We start from the raw sequence: 17,036 nt of genomic DNA, 5'->3' as shown, positions 1-17,036 counted from the left end.
CTTATCGCTCCGTGCCGCTGGGGATGACAACCGAGCCAGGCACGAAACGCCCGCCCTTGCGATCGGCGTCTCCCGACGGCGGTGCGATCGAGCGCGTCGCCTGTTTGGGAAGCTCCCGCCCGGCATTCACCCGGATGGCGTCGGCGACCTGTGCCCGCACGGCGATGAACTCCCTTTCCAATTCCTTCAGCTTTCGCGGCGTCAACTTGGTCGGTGATGTCAGCCACATTTGCAACATGATGACTTCGGTCTGGTCCCACACACCCGTGGTATCGATTCGGTTCCAGACGCGGTGCGTGAAGGCCGAAAAGCTGTCCGGGGCGTCGAGCAAGGTTCCGTCGCTGCCGATGCCGGCAAAGATCAAGTAACCGATGTGAACGGGTTCGCGTTTGAAACGTGCCATCACGTAGGAGGATCGCAGGGCGTCGGGGTGACGGGTCTCCATGGCCAGCGGCGCCACCTGCTCCAACGACTCGGGAGTGCGCACGTCCCGGTCCAACAGGTTCCATTCCAAACGCTGGTAGCAATCGCACAACTCGTGCCAACCCTGATGGGGCTGGCTGATGACGAACTGCGCCACCACGTCGCCCCACTGACATTCCCAAATGTCGGAGTTGGCACCCAAGCGTGGATTCTCGTAGCCGCGGTTGGCGACGTGATCGACCACGGTCAAAACGTTCAACGACGGTTCCAACAGGTCTTCCGGCGGATCAAAGACCAACGCCTTCTCACTGCGAATCAGCTCCGGCGGCTTGCGTGAGACCAAGACCTGGAACAGCGAGAGCGCGCAAACGATCCCCACGACACCGGCGAATCCGTACCGGACCGTTCCGTTTGCCAAGGCCCGTTGCGACCAGGCGTAGGTCGGGCTGCTGCGGTCCCACCGCTGAACCTCGTTCAAGTCCCGCTGCTGAACACCTCGACCGCCGTGCTGCCCTTCATGGGAAGACAATGACAGCGTGTTCCAAAGCGCAATGATCGGGTTCAGTTCGTCGTCTTGTGGAACCCGATGGAACACCGTGACGATGAGATGGTCAAACGAAATCAGGAACGCACCGGCACACGCGAGCGCGATGTAACCGAGCAAGTCGTGTGGCCATCCCGAAGCCAGGTCGGCGTCGTACCACGTCGAGGCCAGTGCGACGATCGTCACCCGGATCACGTTGGCGAACACGGCCAACAGGCAGGCGATCACCAGATAAATCGGAGTCATCCACAGCCGGCGACGCCGCCAAACAATCAACAGGCAGGCCAAGAAACCCAAGGTGAACACCGATTGGATGCCGCTGCAGGCCTCCGCGACGAAGAGCTCGCGATCGGACAGTTGGATCACGTTGTTGGCCACCGCGTGTGGAACCGCCATCGCATCCAACAAAACACTGGACATCCAGGTCGTGATCCCTTGCAGATACTGCACCAGCAAGACATCGGCCCGGATCGGCTGCACCACGGTCATCAACGGCAGGACCAAAGCAACCAAGGTCCGATCTTCAGGACCCCGCATCGCGTACAACATCGCCCCGGCGATCAAAACCAGTGCGACGGCGGCAAACCAGGTGAACTGCAAAACCGCGCCGGCGACGACCAGGAACAATCCGATCGCGATGGCCGCCCAGCTGATCCAGCCTCGGGGCGGATAGAATTCGCCGTCACTGCGATTCCACGCTAGCGCCACGACCGCGGCGATGGCGAACGGAAAGTAGCGGTACCGCTCCAGCGCCCACATGCCAGTGAAGTAAGGGATCAACAGCGGCAGAATCGCCAGCAACAATCCCAAGTAGAACCATCGCCATTGCTCGGCCGGATGACCGGATCGCCCGGCTCCAGACGCGGCGTCGCCCCGCGCGGGTCGCTCGATCGTGGTCTGAGCGGAGTCAGTGGTGGACATCAGTCTGGAATTCGTTGAGGGTGAAAGGTTGATTCGCCCAGTGACCGGTCGGTAACTGCCGGCCTCCGAAGAGGCGGACGAAACGACGAATTCCGCGGCAGGCCGTCCGATGCGATTGAAATTCACTCATGGGAGCTCCCAGCGAACACCGAATGGTTGCGCAACCAGGAACGTTCGCCGTCCCGATCAGCCCGGTGAATGTGCTCGTCCCACGCCGGCTTCATTTTCCGAGGCGGATTGATCTGCGGTCGGGCTGTCAATGTCCGCCCTTTTGGTCTCCGGCTCGACGGAGTCGGATAAATCGACGGGCTCGGGCGAAGCTGACTCCGGGACCTCTCCTTCGGAGGAAATCTGTTCGGAAAGCGACCTGTCGGAACGGGAACGCCACTCCGCAACCGCCGGCGAATCCGGTGGCACAAAGACCTGCGCCTTGGATGTTCCGTTGGATCCGTTCGCCGCGGGCTGCCCACCGGCTGCAGCCTGCCCACCAGCCGCAGGCTCCGATGCCGAACGGGCCGAATGATTCGCTCCGTTGACCGGTGTTTGAATTTGCGATTCCAGACGCCGGAGCGGTTTGGAGTGGGACACCGCCACGCTGGTCGCGTTCCCCTGACCGTTGCGGCGGCGGTACTGACCGCCGTACCGCCCATGCTTGTAATACCCGTAGCCACGGTACCCGTCGCTGGAACCGGCTTCGTCTGAATTGTTGATGACCACGCCCAACACGTTGGCCCCGACGCCCTGCAGGATGTTCATCGCTTCCCGGGCATTGGGTTTACTCTTGCGACGAATCCTTAACGTCAAAACCAGCGCATCGGCCATGCTGGCGACAATGCTCGGATCGGTCACCACCAACAACGGCGGGGTGTCCAGCACGATGTAGTCAAAATGTTCCCGCAAATGATCCAACAGCTCATTCATCAGCGGCAGCGAGAGCGCTTCGGCCGGGTTGGACGGAATCGGTCCACAGGGCATGATCGACAGCGTCGGCAGTGGCGTCTGATGCGTCGCCTCCAACGGATCACAGTCTCCGTTAAGCACGCTGGTCAGCCCCTGCTTGTCATCCAAATCAAAATTGTCCGTCAGCTGCGGGCGCCGCAGGTCACAATCGATCGCCAGAACACGTTTGCCGCTTTGGGCAATGGAGCAGGCCAGGTTGCACGCGATCGTGCTCTTGCCGTCACCGGGCAGCGGGCTGGTCACCTGCAGAACTCGGCCACCTCGGGCCCCCGCCGCATCGAAGAACACGGCGGTCCGCAGCGACCGGATCGCCTCGGCGACCGTCGATGACGGCTGGTGCACCACCGCCAAATCGGTCGACAGGGTTCCATACGGATCCACATCTCCCTTCTTGACCTTGCGTTTCTTGCCGCGGAAGAATGGGACATGCGTCAGGATCGGAACGCCAAGCAGCGAACTGATTTCATCGGGATCGCGGAAGGTGTTGGCGTTTTTCTCCAGCAGAATCGCCAGACCGCCTCCCAGCAACAAGCCCAGAACGGTTCCGACCCCGGCCATCTTCAGCAAACTGGGACCAACCAGGTACGCCTTGGTCGGGGCCCAAAGTTCGACGACCTGGGTCAAACCCTCGTCATCTTCGGATAATTCGATGCGGCCCATGTTTTCTTTCAACTGGCCCATCAGCTCTCGATACTGCTCGATCTCGCGAAGCAACTGCTCATTGGTCTGTTCGGCATCCGCCAGCTCAACCGCCTTCAACTTTTCCGACATGATCTGCTCGTCCAGCTCCTTGATGTGAGCCTGCAGCATTTTCACTTCGGCGCGCTTGGAAAACAGCACGGCTTCGACCGTCTTTTCCGCCTGTTCGATGGGGTCCCCGAGATCTTGGAACCACTCCTTGCGGAGCTTGGTGACTCGTTCGGCCTGATCGCGGACCAGACGCAACAGCTCCGTCCGCGTCGTCTCCAGTTCGTTGTCCAACGCCTTGACGGTCGGGTGCGAAGCACCGAACTCGCGTTCATTCCGGTTTCGCTCCACAATCAGTGGCAGCAACTTCTTTTCCAAGTCGATCTCGGCCAACAAGCTGTCGCCGACGATCGGATCGGGATCGCGCTGGGCACCGATCGTGCTGACTTTGACTCCCAGCAGCTGACTCATCACGTTCAAAGCAATCCGGGGATCGGTTGCCTGCTCGGCAACCGATTCCATCGACGCCAAGATGGTTTGGGCACGCCGCAACTCTTCGTACTGCGTCGCTCGACGTTGAGTCAGGTACTGCTGTTGCTCGCGGTGCGGGTTGATCGCCTTGCCGTCGTTGTCCCAGGACAAGCCCGCGTCACGGCGGAAGTCGGCATACCGTTGCTCGGCATCTTTTAGGTCCGGTGCCAATTCGCCGATGGCGGCATCAATCAATTTCTTCAGATCGCCCTGCGAACTCTTGTGGCGATCATTGAAGTACTGCTGCAGCGCGCGGCTGTAAGACTTGATGGCGGCTTCACAAAGCTCGGTGTCCGGGCTCTCGAAATGCAGCAGGGTGACCAGCGACTGGGCCGTTTTGACGTCGGTCACCTCCGGCTCCAGTTCCAGTTGCTCCTGGACCTTTTTGATGAAGACCTGAACGTCGCTTTCGTACCGCCCACGAAACGGCTGCATTTCGACGCTGCTGTAGGCCATGGTGGCGACCTTGTCGCTGTACAACTGCGCCTCCAGGACTTCGATGTCCGGCACGCCGCCGACGACCTCACCGGTCATCGCGTCAAAAATGGGCGGCCGGTTGGACTCGACCATCAGCCGAGTCGTGCAGCGATAGGTCTCTTCCGTCCGCAGATACACCAGAAACCCGATCACACCCAGCAGCAACGCCGGCAACACCACGGCCCAGCGGTAACGCCATAGCGCGCCGACGACATCCACCGATTGCGGAAACGGCGACGTCGGGGTGACCGAAGAAGGACGGGACGCCCGTGTCGGGCCGGGTTGTTGTGCGATCATCGTCGTTGGGCAATAGGATTCGGCTTAAAAGCTTGGGCGCCATTGCGGGGCCAACGGCAAGCGGAGCATTCGCCCCGTGCGGGCTCGCGCTCGGACTGGAAAGGTCGACGTTCAGAGCAAAGGCGTCGAGGCCCCTTCCACAGATCGTCGCTGTTTGCGGTTCCAACGGACTCGTCCGTTCGGCGGCATCAAATCATCGGGAAAACAGTGTCGGGACTGAAGCAATGGCAAATGCGCAGCGACCGGGATAGATTTCAAGCTCTACCGGGCATCGGGTCTGTCACAGTCTAACCCCCGGTTAGATTGCTCCATAGCGATTTTGCGTCCCGGAAGCGGCAAAAACTCTTCCTGGTCAGCAGAATCCCCTTGATCGACAGAATCTTTTAGGTCCAGCAAAAACTGGATCACGCAGACTCTGCGGCCGACAACACCGTACTTTCGACGACCATTTCGCGGATTTGATCCGCCCAATCTAAGTTTTCATCAAAGCTTCGATATTCGGGCATCTCGCCCGACCCGAAGTGATCGGCCGCCAACGACCAACTACTCATTTGTTCACCTCCATGACGAATCCTCATTCCCTTCCCGCCGGAACGCAGTCGCTGCGGGACAGCACCTGTCTGGTCACCGGCGGGGCCGGCTTCATCGGATCCCATCTGGTCGACGCGTTGTTGGAGCAGGGGGCACGGGTCCGCGTTCTGGATAACTTCAGCACGGGTTTCGAATCCAATCTGGACCATCTCGGCGATCAGGCCGCGATGGAACTCTTACGCGGCGATGCCTCGGATCCCTCGGTTGCCGCCCGAGCGGTTGCGGATTGCGATTGCGTGTTCCACCTGGCGGCGATGGCCAGTGTCCCCCGCAGCGTCCGAGAACCGGAACTGTGCCATGCCTGGTGTGCCACGAGTACGGTCAATCTGCTGGCCGCCGCCAGCGAAGCCAAGGTGCGACGGATGGTGCTGGCAAGCACCAGCGCCGCTTACGGGGATTCCAAATTCGTCAGCAAACGCGAATCCGACCCGCCGGCTCCGCTGTCCCCCTATGCGGCGGCGAAACTAGCCGCGGAAGCCTACATGCAGGCGTTCGCCAAAACGACCGATCTGGAAACGGTCATCCTGCGTTTCTTCAACGTGTTCGGCCCCCGACAGGATCCCCAAAGCGAATACAGCGCGGTGATCCCCCGGTTCGTATCGATGATTCTTAGCGGCGAGCGTCCGGTCATCTACGGCGACGGCACACAATCCCGAGATTTCGTCTTCGTGCGGGATGTCGCGAAAGCGAATTTGCTCGCCGCGACCGTGCCGGACGTCAGTGGCAGCGTGTTCAACGTCGCTCGCGGGCAGCGCACCACCCTCTTAGAACTTTTGGATGCCCTGCGAGACATCTTGGGCAAAGACATCCAGCCGATCCACGAGCCGCCCCGACTGGGCGACGTCAAAGATTCGTTGGCCGACGTCACCGAAGCGCGACAGCGACTGCACTTTGAACCAGAAGTCGACATCCCGGACGGTCTGCGTCGCAGTGTGGATTACTACCGCAGCCTGTTTTAACTGAAGGGCGCCAGGGCCTGGCGGACCGTCTGGCACACCGATGCAGCGAATGTCGTCAGACGGTGGCGAGGCTGCATCGTCCACGCTCTGGTGAGCGCGGCCACATCAAGTGCATCGTCCACGCTCTGGCGAGCGTGGCTACTGCAAGTGGACCGTCCACGCTCTGGCGAGCGTGGCTACGGGACTACCAACCGCATCACGCCGTTAGGGTTGCGACGCTTCCTGCACGACCAGCTGATTGTCGACGCGGCTGATTCCCGGCTCCAGTCGCAACAACAGTTCGCTCATCCGCCGGTCCTTGGCGGTTCCCACCACACCAGTCAGGACTGCGGTGCGACCGTCCATCGACACATTCACGTTCTCCAGTCCGGCGCGTCCCGGCACCGCGACCAATCTGCGAACAGCCGTCCGCCGAACGGTGGTCGGAACCAGGGGCTGAACTTCGACGGCCGACCGCAGCCGCACACGGATCGCGGGCGGCTGCGTGGATGTTCCTTGACCGGCACCGCCCAGAGCTCCGAACAATCCTCCCAAGCCCCCAAGCCCGCCGCCAAATCCGCCTCGACCCAAACCGCCGCCGCCCAAAGCACCGCCTCCAAACGCGCCGCCAAGGCCACCGCCGGTCCGCGCGTTTCCGGTCGTCTCGCCGCCCAAGCCAAATCCCTGGGTGTCGGTGCTGCCGACGGTGTCGCCGCGCTGAATCCCTTCGAAGGCACTCATGTCCGGACCGTCGGGAGAAAACTGGCTCCCCGCGCCCACGCCGGTCGTACCGGAGCCGGCCTGACCGCCAGTTTGCCCCGTATCGATTTGTTGTCCCTGAACGTTCGTCGCGTGGATTAGAATCGCCACCATCGGGACGATCGCTGCAACACGGAACAGTTGGGTTGGTCTTCGCATTTCAACTCCTCGATTCGACCCCACCACGACGCGTCGCGGCCGGGCCCGATCGTTTGGTCGCTTCCCTGGTTTGTTTCGTTTTTTTTTCGTCCGTCACCCCGAGACCGACTCAGTCCGGCGGCGTCGGAATGGGCACCATCGGCCAGCTGGGAAAACCGAACGCGGCAATCGGCCCGCTTTCCCCATGACATTCCTATTCTAACCGAGCGAGTGAAGGTTCGTTTCGGAGATACTTTTCCTCACCGCAACAAGATTCGACTGCGACGTACGAATGATGACGCGTGGCTCCAGGCCGGGTGGACAGGCACTCACCCGGGACGGAAAACAGCCAACCCACAGATGGCGTCGCCGCCCATGCCGGCGGATCGGTCGTCAAATTGAGCACTCCCGGCCGGCTCGGGTCGCCCCGCCGGTCTTTCCCCATCTTTTCGCTAGCTGATCAGGCATCCCATGAACGCTGGTTCTTCACCCGGTACACCATCACGTCCATCGGCATCGCGCCCGTTGCACGTCGCTGCCCTTTCGGTTTTGCTGGCAGGATTCGGATGGACGGGCTCCGCATTTGCCATCGAGAACGAATCTTCGGATTCCACCACGTTGCCCGGCGCCCCGCGCCTGTTGCCCAGCGACACGCTCGCCTATGTCCGCTTGGACGACGCCGACGACCTTCGTGAGGATTTGCGCAACTCTTCGATGGGCAGGATGCTCAACGACCCCAAAATGCGTCCCTTCGCCGACGAGTTCTACGTCACCGCGAGGGAACTGTTTGACCGCATCAGTGACGAGGTCGGCGTTTCGCTGGACGAATTGTTGGCCATCCCCCATGGACAGGTCGCCATTGCGGTGCATCCGGCCAAGCCGCTGGACGAAGATGACAAGCCGGAGTTGGACTTTGACGACGAGGATGATGACACCCGCCAACGCCGGATGGAGACTCTGCGTCGACGCGAGGCCTACTCGTTCGGCGGCACGTTGATCATTGACGCCGGCGAGCACATCGATTCGTTGATGTCGATCGTCGATCGCTTGCAACAGCGGGCAACCGAAGGACCGTTTCGCTTGCGAACGAAGAAAGTTGACGGCACCGAGGTGACCCGCCTCCTTCCCAGCCGACCAGGACGGATGCCGATCGAGTTCTTTGAGAAGGAGAATACGCTGGTCATCGGTGTCGGCCACCGCAGTGCCCAAGACGTGCTTGATCACTGGAACGGTGAAAGCGACGAGCCGACGTTGGCAGAAAACGCCACGTTCGGAACCATGATCTCCCGGTGCGTGGGTGCGGAAGAGACTCGGCCGCAGTTGACGTTTTTTGTCGATCCCCATTCGATCATCGACCGCGTCGTCAAACGCAGCGGTTCGCTCACCGCCGGATTGTTCTGGCCGGTCTTTCAGGAACTGGGTGCATCGCGGATCGGTGGGATCGCGGGCAGCTCCTTTCGCGGCGGCGATGTGTTTGAGGGCATCGCCCACTACCACATCAACATCCAGCCGCCGCGGGATGGCGTCCTGGGGGTCCTGCGGCCCGAAACCGGTGACACCTCGCCGCCCAATTGGGTCCCCGCGTCCGTCAGCGGTTACACCTCGATCCACTGGGACATTGCCCAAACGTACACGAACCTGAGCAAAATCTTTGAACGTTTCCAGGGTCAAGAAGCGCTCAAGAACGCCGTGGAGACGCCCCTGAAAACCCGCCTGGGTGTCGAATTGCAGGAAGACGTGATCGACAACCTGACCGGACGGGTCATCCGGGCCGCTTGGATGGAAATGCCAATTCGGTTCAACAGCGGTGTCAATGTTTTCGCTTTCGAGTTGAGCGACACCATCAAAGCCAAATCGGTGATCGCCAAAGTTCGCGACCGGATGCCGAACGCCCTCACCGTGGAAACCGTTGGCGGGCACGTCGTCTATCGGCTGCGCGGGCCCGGCCCCAACTTCCCCGAGAACATGCGCCGGCCCGAGCCTTCCCTGGTGATCCTGGGCGACTGGCTGGTGTACGCCGACAGCACCAAGTTCATCGAAAAAGCCTCTTTGGCCGCCGGCGGCAACCTGCCACGCCTGGTGGATCTGCCAGAGTACGGATTGGTGTCCGGGGAACTGGGCGGCCAGTTGAAAGGTGAGTCGCCGTTCCTGCTGTCGTTCCTGAAAGGCAGCGACAGCATTCGAGTCATTTACGACCTGGCTAAAGACGAGAACTCACGAAACGCCCTCCGCCACGCGGGCGAAGGGAACGTGGTCGCGCGCAAGTTTTCTGAACTGCTTGATCGCAACGAGTTGCCGCCGTTCTCCGAATTCGAAAAATACTTTGCCCCGACTGGCGTATTCGGTTATGACGAACCCGATGGAATCCATTTCGGTTTCTACACGCTTCGCGCCGACCCGATTGAGGATGAGGACAAGGAATGAGACCGGGACTGCTTGGTGGGCTGGTGTTGTTGGCGGTCGTTTCGGCGACCACCAGTTTTGCCGCTTCGCCGACCCACGCCGATGTCCGATACGGTCGCTTTCATCGCAACACGCTGGATGTCTACCTGCCGCCCGATCCCTCCGGCCCGACCCCCGTGTTGATCTACCTGCACGGGGGAGGCTGGATGATGGGTGACAAGGGCGGCATTGCCCCGTCCTGGTACCTGCAGCAGGACATCGCTGTCGTCAGCGCCAACTATCGGTTCACCGTCGGCAGCCCGGACGCCGCACCCTACCCGGCGCCCATGGAAGACGCTGCCCGGGTGGTGCAATTTGTCCGTAGTCGCGCCAACCAATGGAATCTCGATGCGGAGCGCGTGGCCCTTTCCGGAAGCTCCGCCGGAGCCGTGATGGCGATGTGGGTCGCCTACCGCGACGACATGGCCGATCCGGAATCCGACGACCCGGTGCTGCATCAAAGCACCCGCGTCCGCTGCGTGCTTCCGCTTGATGCCCCGACCACCTTGGATCCCGATTGGATTCTGAAACACGTCGGTGGTCCCGAACGGATTCACATCGCGGCCTATCCCCTGTTCCGGATTCAGGCGTTGTCGGAATTGCAGGACCCGGAGAAACGCGTGTTGGTCCGCCAGGCCAGCCCGGCGACCTACGTGACGGCTGATGACCCGCCGACGTACCTCCGGTACCACATGCCACTGACGCCGACTCCGCTGCCACCGACGGCCAACCCGAACGAGTCGATTCATCACCCGCGGTTCGGTCAGTACCTGAAGGAATGCCTGGACCAGGCCGGGGTGCCCTGCGTTTTTCGGTACCCCAATCTCCAGCCGTCCGAAATTGAAACGATTTTGTCGCCGGAAGAATTCTTGAAGCAACACCTGTAGGCGGTCACAGCATTCGGCGGGATTGGTGCAACTTTCACGCTCTGGCGAGCGTGCCTACTGCATACGCTGGCGAGTGTGTTTACTGCACACGCTGGCGAGCATGGCGACTGCATCGCGCCGCTGTCCAGCTGTTTTAGCGACGGTTTGCAAGCCGCGATCAAAAGCCGCCCGGCGCCGTGAACTCGGCGTAATCGCTGAACTCGTCGTGCCGCTCGGGCGCACGGTTGCTGAACCGGGTGAAATCAGATTCCCATGTCAGTTGCACGTCACCGACCGGCCCGTTCCGCTGCTTGGCGATAATGATCTCCGCCTGACCCGCATACTGCGCCCGCTCTTCGCCGCGATGGTAGTACTCCTCGCGGTGCACGAACATCACGACGTCGGCATCCTGCTCGATGGCGCCGGATTCACGCAGGTGGCTCAGTTTGGGACGGTGATCCTTGCTGTCTTCCGCTTGGCGGTTCAGCTGCGACAGGCACAGCATGGGGACCTCCAGTTCCCGCGCCAGGCCTTTCAGCCGACGCGCGATCTTGGCGACCTGCTCCTGACGAGGGTCGCGAGAGTTGTCCGGTTCGATCAGCTGCAGGTAGTCGATCACGATCAGCCCCAGATTTCCCTCGCCGCCGTTCTTTCCATGCCTCCGCTTGATCCGCCGTGCCGCCGCGGCGATTTCGCTGACCGTTCGGCTGGGGGAGTCATCGACAAAGAACGGAGCGGCGCTGATTTCGTTGGCCTTGTTGATCAAACGGGATTGATCGTCGGCGCTGATCGTTCCGTTGCGGAGCCGGTGTCCGTTAACGCGGGCCAGCGAGCACAGCATCCGGTCGGCCAATTCGATCCCGGACATTTCCAAGCTGACAAACAGCACCGGTTGCCGCATCTCGATCGCGGCGTGCTCGGCAATGTTCATCGCCAACGCCGTTTTGCCCATCGACGGCCGCGCCGCCAAGATGATCAGTTCGCCGTTGTGCAGCCCACCGGTCATGGTGTCGTAGTCCGTCAATCCCGTTTCCACCGTGCCATCGGTGACCTCGCCACGCAATCTCGCCTCCATGCGATCCATGGCGGCATGCAGCACATCGCTCATCGAATGCAAGGAGTTGGTCGAGCGTCCGTCCATGATGGAAAAGACTTTCTGCTCGGCCTGGGCGCACAACTCCCGGGCATCGCTGCTTTGGTCGTAGGCGTCGCGCAGGATCTCCGTGCTGGCCTCGATCAGATTGCGATACACCGCCTTTTCGGACACGATCCCCGCGTAGTAAACCGCGTGGGCCGCGTTGGGTACGGAATTGGCCAGGCGGGCCAGGTAAGCCCCGCCTCCGATCGTTTCGTACTCGGACGACGTCTTCAAACGCGAAACCAGCAACGTGACATCGATCTTGTCACCGCTGTCGTACATCTCGCGCAAATGACCGTACAGGATTCGATTGGCATCGTCGTAAAAGTCTTCGGCTTTCAGCGATGCGATGTCGTCGCAAACTTCCGGCAACAGCAGGACGCTGCCCAACACCCCCATCTCCGCTTCCAAATCGTAGGGCGGCTGGCGCTGCAGTATTTCCGCGGCACTTTGCGGGCGCTTCTTGTTCTTTCTTCGCGAGTTGTCGAAATCGTCGGCGATCAAAGTTCCGGTCCTTGGATGGCGAAAGAATCAGATGACGGTGGCGGTAAATAGACGACGGCCCGAATCGTATTAGACTCCAACCGGAGACGACCTGTAAAACGCTGATGGAAAGTCATTTCCATCCGGCACGCCGTGCATCGGTATTTAGCCGTGCATCGGTATCGACAGCAGTGCAAACACTCAAAAACAACCTTCACCCTTCCGCTAGCAGGTTGTGCAGCATTGCTTCACCCTCCCTCCGGGAGGGTCGCGGAGGAGCTTGCGACGACGCGGGGAGGGCCCGTCCGTCGCAACTGATTTCAGCTGGTTCATTAAGGCACCCTCCCCAAAGTCTCGTGCCTCGCCTTTGACCCTCCCGGAGGGAGGGTGAATTTCAGAAAACGCGTCATCTGCTGGCCCGAAAAGCGGCACGACGTCCTAGGAGACCGTGGCTGTTGCAACGTCGACGCCGTTTAGCCGGTTTTCAGCATGGATTCGATCCGTCGGATGGCCTCGTCGGTCGACAGGGCCGCCCGCCCGCGGCCGATGGCTTTACCGCCGTCGATCCATTGCCGCACCCGCTGGGTCGCCAGGATTGCCGTACTGTGGCTGCGTCCCCCAAAGTGACCGCCGATTTCCGAAAATGCGCTGCTGGTCATCTCGCGCGACAGAAACATTGCCAACATCCGCGGCTCGGTGATCGCCTTGGTCTGCGATTTGGACTGCAACGACTTGGAGTCCAATTCGAATACCTTTTCGACCGCCCGCTCGATCGCCGACAACGTGATCGGGACGCCCGAGGAACGCAGCAGGTGGCTGCCGTGTTGTCGGATCTGCTGCATCGTTGGCATTTCCCCCAGCATCCGCTGGAGCAACGCGACCAGATTCACGATCCCGCTGAGCACCCGCCCCTCGCCATCGGCCAATTCGGCAATTTCCTTCAGCGTCTCACGCGGCCACGCAAAAGAACACCGCTGGTCGGCGTACCGCTGCAACAGTTCCATCCGAGTGGCAACGTCCAACGATTGCACCTGACAGACCAGCCCGGAAGCCAGGCGGCCAGACAACTCGCTGCCCAAACCCTGGATTTCCGTGGGCGCCTTGGTGCCGGCGAAGACCAACGGCTTTCCAAACTCAGCCAGTGATTCGATCGTGTGGTGCAACTCCCGAATCGTTGCCTTCTTATCGACGAAAAACTGAATGTCATCGATCAGCAAGGCATCGACATCGCGAAACCGCAGCCGGAATGCCGGCAAACAATTCGTGTTCAACGCCTTGATGAAATCGTTCGTAAACTCCTCGGCCGACATCAACACGACGCGACGCAGTCGGTGCAATCCGCGAAGCTTGCCCGCTACCGCGCTGAGCAGATGTGTTTTGCCGCAACCGGGCGGCCCCCACAACACCAGCGGAGACGCGACGGACGGATTCTGAATTGCCATCTGACAGGCGGTTCGCGCCAATTCGTTGCAGCTGCCGGCGACGAAGTTCTCCCAGGTGTGCCCCGATTTGCAAGGTTGGCCCGACGGAGATGGCTGCGTCGCCTGGGGCGCCGACTGTGCCGGACGGCCAGCGGGGCCCGTCGCGGACGCCGCGCTCAGCCCGGCTTCCAGTTCCGGCAACGATAACTGTCGGGCGTGCTCCGCCGCGGTCGAAGGTCGACCGGTGCCCTGCCGCGGTGCTCCCGGCCGCCGAGAATTCGTGCCGTCGCTCAGAATCGAACGCAGCGATTTGGCTCCGGATCCACCGTGGCCTTTTGTGGCGCGGCGCGAAATGGAAGCCGGTCGGGAAGGCACAACCGCCGGGCCGTCGACGCGCTGCACCCCGGTGGACTGCAAATCGGTGGACTGCGCCGCGGTGGAATCCGCACCCCCGGCACCCTCCGTCGGAGCGTCACAAAACGGCAACGGAACCTGTTGGGCCGGCGTGTCGTCGACTTCGATCACCACCGCGGTATCGCCGCCAAAAACGGTGGCAGCCGCACCACGCATGGCCGACAGAAAATGTTTGCTTAGCCGATCGGCCGCGAACTGACCCTGCGCAATCGCGGCCAGTTTTCCCCGCGCCCTTCCCCGGGTCGTTTCTCCGCGACTGGGTTTTCCGCTATCCGGTTCTCCGCTATCCGGTTCTCCGCTATCCGACGGGTCCGATGCTTCGGTCCTGCATGGATTGGCAACGGGACCTTGGTTGGCAACCGCAGCGTGCTCTGGCGGATCAGAGCCGGGGGACTGAGGGTCGCGGTATTCGAATCGGATTCTGGCGAACCAAATGTCGAACCGCTCGGGCCCCACACGCTGCTCCAATGCCTCCTTGAATCGATCGACGACGTCCCTGTCATCGTTGCAGCCTTGCGTTGTTGACATACCGGGAGCGCAATCCTCCATCATGGACGTTCGCGAGATCGGTGTGGGGAGTGGGCGCCCAATGCAAGCGGACCCGATTCGAGACACGTGAACCGAGTGAGCTGATTGGGCGGGGACGACAACCGAACTGACTCGGAAAAGCAGCCAAAGCGTTGGCAAGACAAGCAGCCAACCTAGCTCCGCTGGGTGGCATCTCAGCCTCCCTCGTCAATTCAAACTCGATCCGCCTCCTGAACAGCCAGGCTCGGGACTGACCCTTGCCGCGTTCTTCATCTGACGTTCATCGAGTGGGCGAGATTCTAGGTTTGCTAGCACGCAAGTCAAACCGATTGATAGCATCTTGATCGGCCTTTGATCAGATTGCTTCCCGATGTGTCGGTTCGGGCAATAAATCCCGGTCAGGATGGGCTGTCAGCCGGGGGCAATCTGCCGGGGGAAGTGTCCCCCGGCGAGTTTTCCGGGAGGTGGAAAAAATGTCGGATTTCGTCCCCGAATTCTCTCAAGCGACCCACCCCCTCGGCTTTAACTCCTTTTACAGCAACCGCTTGCAGCATCCACTCCGAATCTTCACCGGACCCGATTCGCAACCGATTCCCGGCGTCCTGACGGGAAAAAATGGCCCATTTCGGCACGGCGTGTGAATTCCCCGATTGGCTTGCGTCGGGAACTTTGCGAGGCTTCCGATTATCTCAGTGACATTGGACAAATGTCATCCGGTGCGGCGTCACGCCGACGGGTGGCTTCATGGACTGAAATGCATCCATGAGCTAAAGTTACGATTGTTGTCACTGCGACGACACCTCTTCTCTTCTTTGTTAGGGCCAGCGAATGTCGACCAGACCGCTCACCGATCGCCAGCGGCGCGTGTACGAACTCATCCGGGAATTGATCCTCAACCGAGGCTATGGACCGACCGTCCGTGAGATCGGAGAAGCCTTCGGTATCAAGAGCCCGAATGGAGTGATGTGCCACCTGAGGGCATTGGAACGCAAAGGGCTGATCCGACGAAGCCCGAATAAATCGCGAGCGATCGAGCTGACCGAAAGCATCGATCGCCGCGGCCACAGCCTGCCGATGGCCGGTCAGGTAGCCGCCGGCGCAGGCACCCTGGCATTCGAGAAGAACGATCAAGTCGATTTCAGCGGCATGTTTTGCCAGAACGATCGTTTCATCCTGCAGGTTTCCGGGGACTCGATGATCGACGCCAACATCCAAGATGGCGATTTCGTCGTGGTCCAAAAGCAGGACGTCGCCGAGCCCGGGCAAATGGTCGTCGCCGAACTTCCCTCCGGCGACTCGACGCTGAAATTCTGGTTTCCCGAGCCCGAAGACAATCGGATCCGCTTGCAACCGGCCAATTCAGAGATGTCGCCGATCTTTGTCGATGAAGCTAAGATCATTGGCGTTGCTGTCGGGGTCGTCCGCAACGGGCTGTAAAACCCTCACCCCATGCCTGGTTCCAAGGCGTTCCCGCCTTGGAACCCACTGCAACGCAGGCTCGCCTGCCGATCGCCAAGACATCGCGGTCAGCCAAACGAGGCCAGCGAACCGTGTGTCACTGATTCCCTGGTTCCAAGGCTCCCGCCTTGGAACCCACTGCAACGCAGGCTCCGCCTGCCGATCGCCAAGACATCGCGGCCAGCCAAACGAGGCCAGCGGCCTGTGTGTCTCTTATTCACTGGTTCCAAGGCTCCCGCCTTGGAACCCGCTGAAACGCAGGCTCCGCCTGGCGATCTTCGTGACCGACCGTTTCTTCGCGGCCGGTCCCAGGGCAATCTCTACTCGTCGTCCGCCCGCAGAAACGGCGTCAAAACCGACGTGTGATCGCAGAACTCGTCGGCCGTGAAGTACAAGTCCAGCTCGCGCTTCGCCGCTTCGGGACCATCGCTGGCGTGAACCAGGTTCATCTGTCGGCTGCTGCTGAAATCGCCACGGATGGTGCCGGCGGCGGCTTTCAGACCACTGGTCGCTCCCAGCATCTCACGGACGACCGAAATGGCTTCCAGCCCGTCGATCGCCATCGCGACGATCGGCGCGGAGGTGATGAAGGACTCCAAGCTGGGATAGAAGGGCTTTTCGACGTGCTCAGCATAGTGTTGCTTTGCCAGATCGGGCGTCACACGCAACATCTTCATGGCCACGATGCTCAGCCCTTTGGCTTCGAAACGCGAGATCAATTGTCCGATCAGGCGGCGTTCGACCGCATCGGGTTTCAGCAAGACAAGGGTGCGCTGCATCGAATCGCTCATCAAACAAGCTCCGGCAAGTTTCATCTGGGAAGGGACCCGGCGACCTGCGAGAAAGCACATCAGGCCGCGGAAATCGGGATCAGCGCCGGATTATCGACTCCGCCCCTGACGGCGCGAAGCGGGCGTGTCGGGGATTAAGCGGGACCATCGGACGTGCTAGAGTCAAGCGTTTGACGAGGTGTCAAAGCGGCGATGCGGCGCGCCCCAAAGCAGCCCTTTCGGGGCCCAA

At 61.0% G+C, this 17,036-nt stretch carries 11 protein-coding genes; 4 read left to right on the top strand and 7 right to left on the bottom strand.

Features of this window, described 5'->3' with window-relative positions; genetic code table 11:
* Position 1 precedes the first annotated feature (1 nt).
* The 3 genes from xrtU to FYK55_RS29225 form a co-directional block, all read right to left on the bottom strand.
* The gene (gene xrtU / locus FYK55_RS22750; protein ID WP_150078926.1) at positions 2-1,888 is read right to left on the bottom strand and encodes an exosortase U; all 1,887 of its coding nucleotides are present in this window, start codon (positions 1,886-1,888) and stop codon (positions 2-4) included.
* A 186-nt stretch (positions 1,889-2,074) separates the two neighbouring features.
* Positions 2,075-4,840 (bottom strand): polysaccharide biosynthesis tyrosine autokinase, encoded by a 2,766-nt coding sequence (locus FYK55_RS22745; RefSeq protein WP_150078925.1) that lies wholly within the window; start codon positions 4,838-4,840, stop codon positions 2,075-2,077.
* Between the two features lie 404 nt (positions 4,841-5,244).
* A complete protein-coding gene (locus tag FYK55_RS29225; RefSeq protein WP_161604693.1) occupies positions 5,245-5,391 on the bottom strand; it encodes a hypothetical protein in 147 nt (48 codons plus the stop codon).
* A 12-nt stretch (positions 5,392-5,403) separates the two neighbouring features.
* Between FYK55_RS29225 and FYK55_RS22740 the strand changes: the two genes are divergently transcribed.
* Positions 5,404-6,390 (top strand): SDR family oxidoreductase, encoded by a 987-nt coding sequence (locus tag FYK55_RS22740; RefSeq protein ID WP_150078924.1) that lies wholly within the window; start codon positions 5,404-5,406, stop codon positions 6,388-6,390.
* Positions 6,391-6,594: 204 nt separating this feature from the next.
* On the opposite strand, the gene FYK55_RS29220 is transcribed toward FYK55_RS22740, so the two are convergent.
* On the bottom strand, positions 6,595-7,287 hold the full coding sequence (locus FYK55_RS29220) for a BON domain-containing protein (RefSeq protein ID WP_161604692.1): 693 nt from the start codon (positions 7,285-7,287) through the stop codon (positions 6,595-6,597).
* A 450-nt stretch (positions 7,288-7,737) separates the two neighbouring features.
* Here FYK55_RS29220 and FYK55_RS22730 point away from each other — a divergent pair, with 450 nt between their 5' ends.
* Entirely contained in the window at positions 7,738-9,690 is a 1,953-nt protein-coding gene (locus FYK55_RS22730; RefSeq protein WP_150078923.1) for a hypothetical protein, read from the top strand.
* Complete coding sequence (locus FYK55_RS22725; protein WP_150078922.1) at positions 9,687-10,595, top strand: alpha/beta hydrolase; 909 nt, start codon at positions 9,687-9,689, stop codon at positions 10,593-10,595. The genes FYK55_RS22730 and FYK55_RS22725 overlap by 4 nt, the downstream gene beginning before the upstream one ends.
* Positions 10,596-10,752: 157 nt before the next feature.
* On the opposite strand, the gene dnaB is transcribed toward FYK55_RS22725, so the two are convergent.
* Positions 10,753-12,216 carry a replicative DNA helicase gene (dnaB, locus tag FYK55_RS22720; protein WP_150078921.1) on the bottom strand — a complete coding sequence of 488 codons (1,464 nt, stop codon included), beginning with the start codon at positions 12,214-12,216 and terminating at the stop codon, positions 10,753-10,755.
* 452 nt (positions 12,217-12,668) lie between these two features.
* Positions 12,669-14,558, bottom strand: coding sequence for a DnaA/Hda family protein (locus FYK55_RS22715; protein ID WP_161604691.1), 1,890 nt, complete (start codon positions 14,556-14,558; stop codon positions 12,669-12,671).
* A gap of 828 nt (positions 14,559-15,386) precedes the next feature.
* Here FYK55_RS22715 and lexA point away from each other — a divergent pair.
* Positions 15,387-15,995 carry a transcriptional repressor LexA gene (lexA, locus tag FYK55_RS22710; RefSeq protein WP_150078919.1) on the top strand — a complete coding sequence of 203 codons (609 nt, stop codon included), beginning with the start codon at positions 15,387-15,389 and terminating at the stop codon, positions 15,993-15,995.
* Positions 15,996-16,336: 341 nt separating this feature from the next.
* On the opposite strand, the gene ndk is transcribed toward lexA, so the two are convergent.
* On the bottom strand, positions 16,337-16,795 hold the full coding sequence (gene ndk / locus FYK55_RS22705; RefSeq protein ID WP_150078918.1) for a nucleoside-diphosphate kinase: 459 nt from the start codon (positions 16,793-16,795) through the stop codon (positions 16,337-16,339).
* Between the last annotated feature and the right edge of the window lie 241 nt (positions 16,796-17,036).

It is taken from the genome of Roseiconus nitratireducens, from assembly GCF_008629675.1.
Classification (GTDB): Bacteria; Planctomycetota; Planctomycetia; order Pirellulales; family Pirellulaceae; genus Stieleria; species Stieleria nitratireducens.
The sequence above is the reverse complement of the archived record's forward strand: the minus strand, read 5'-3'. Positions and strand labels throughout refer to the sequence as shown.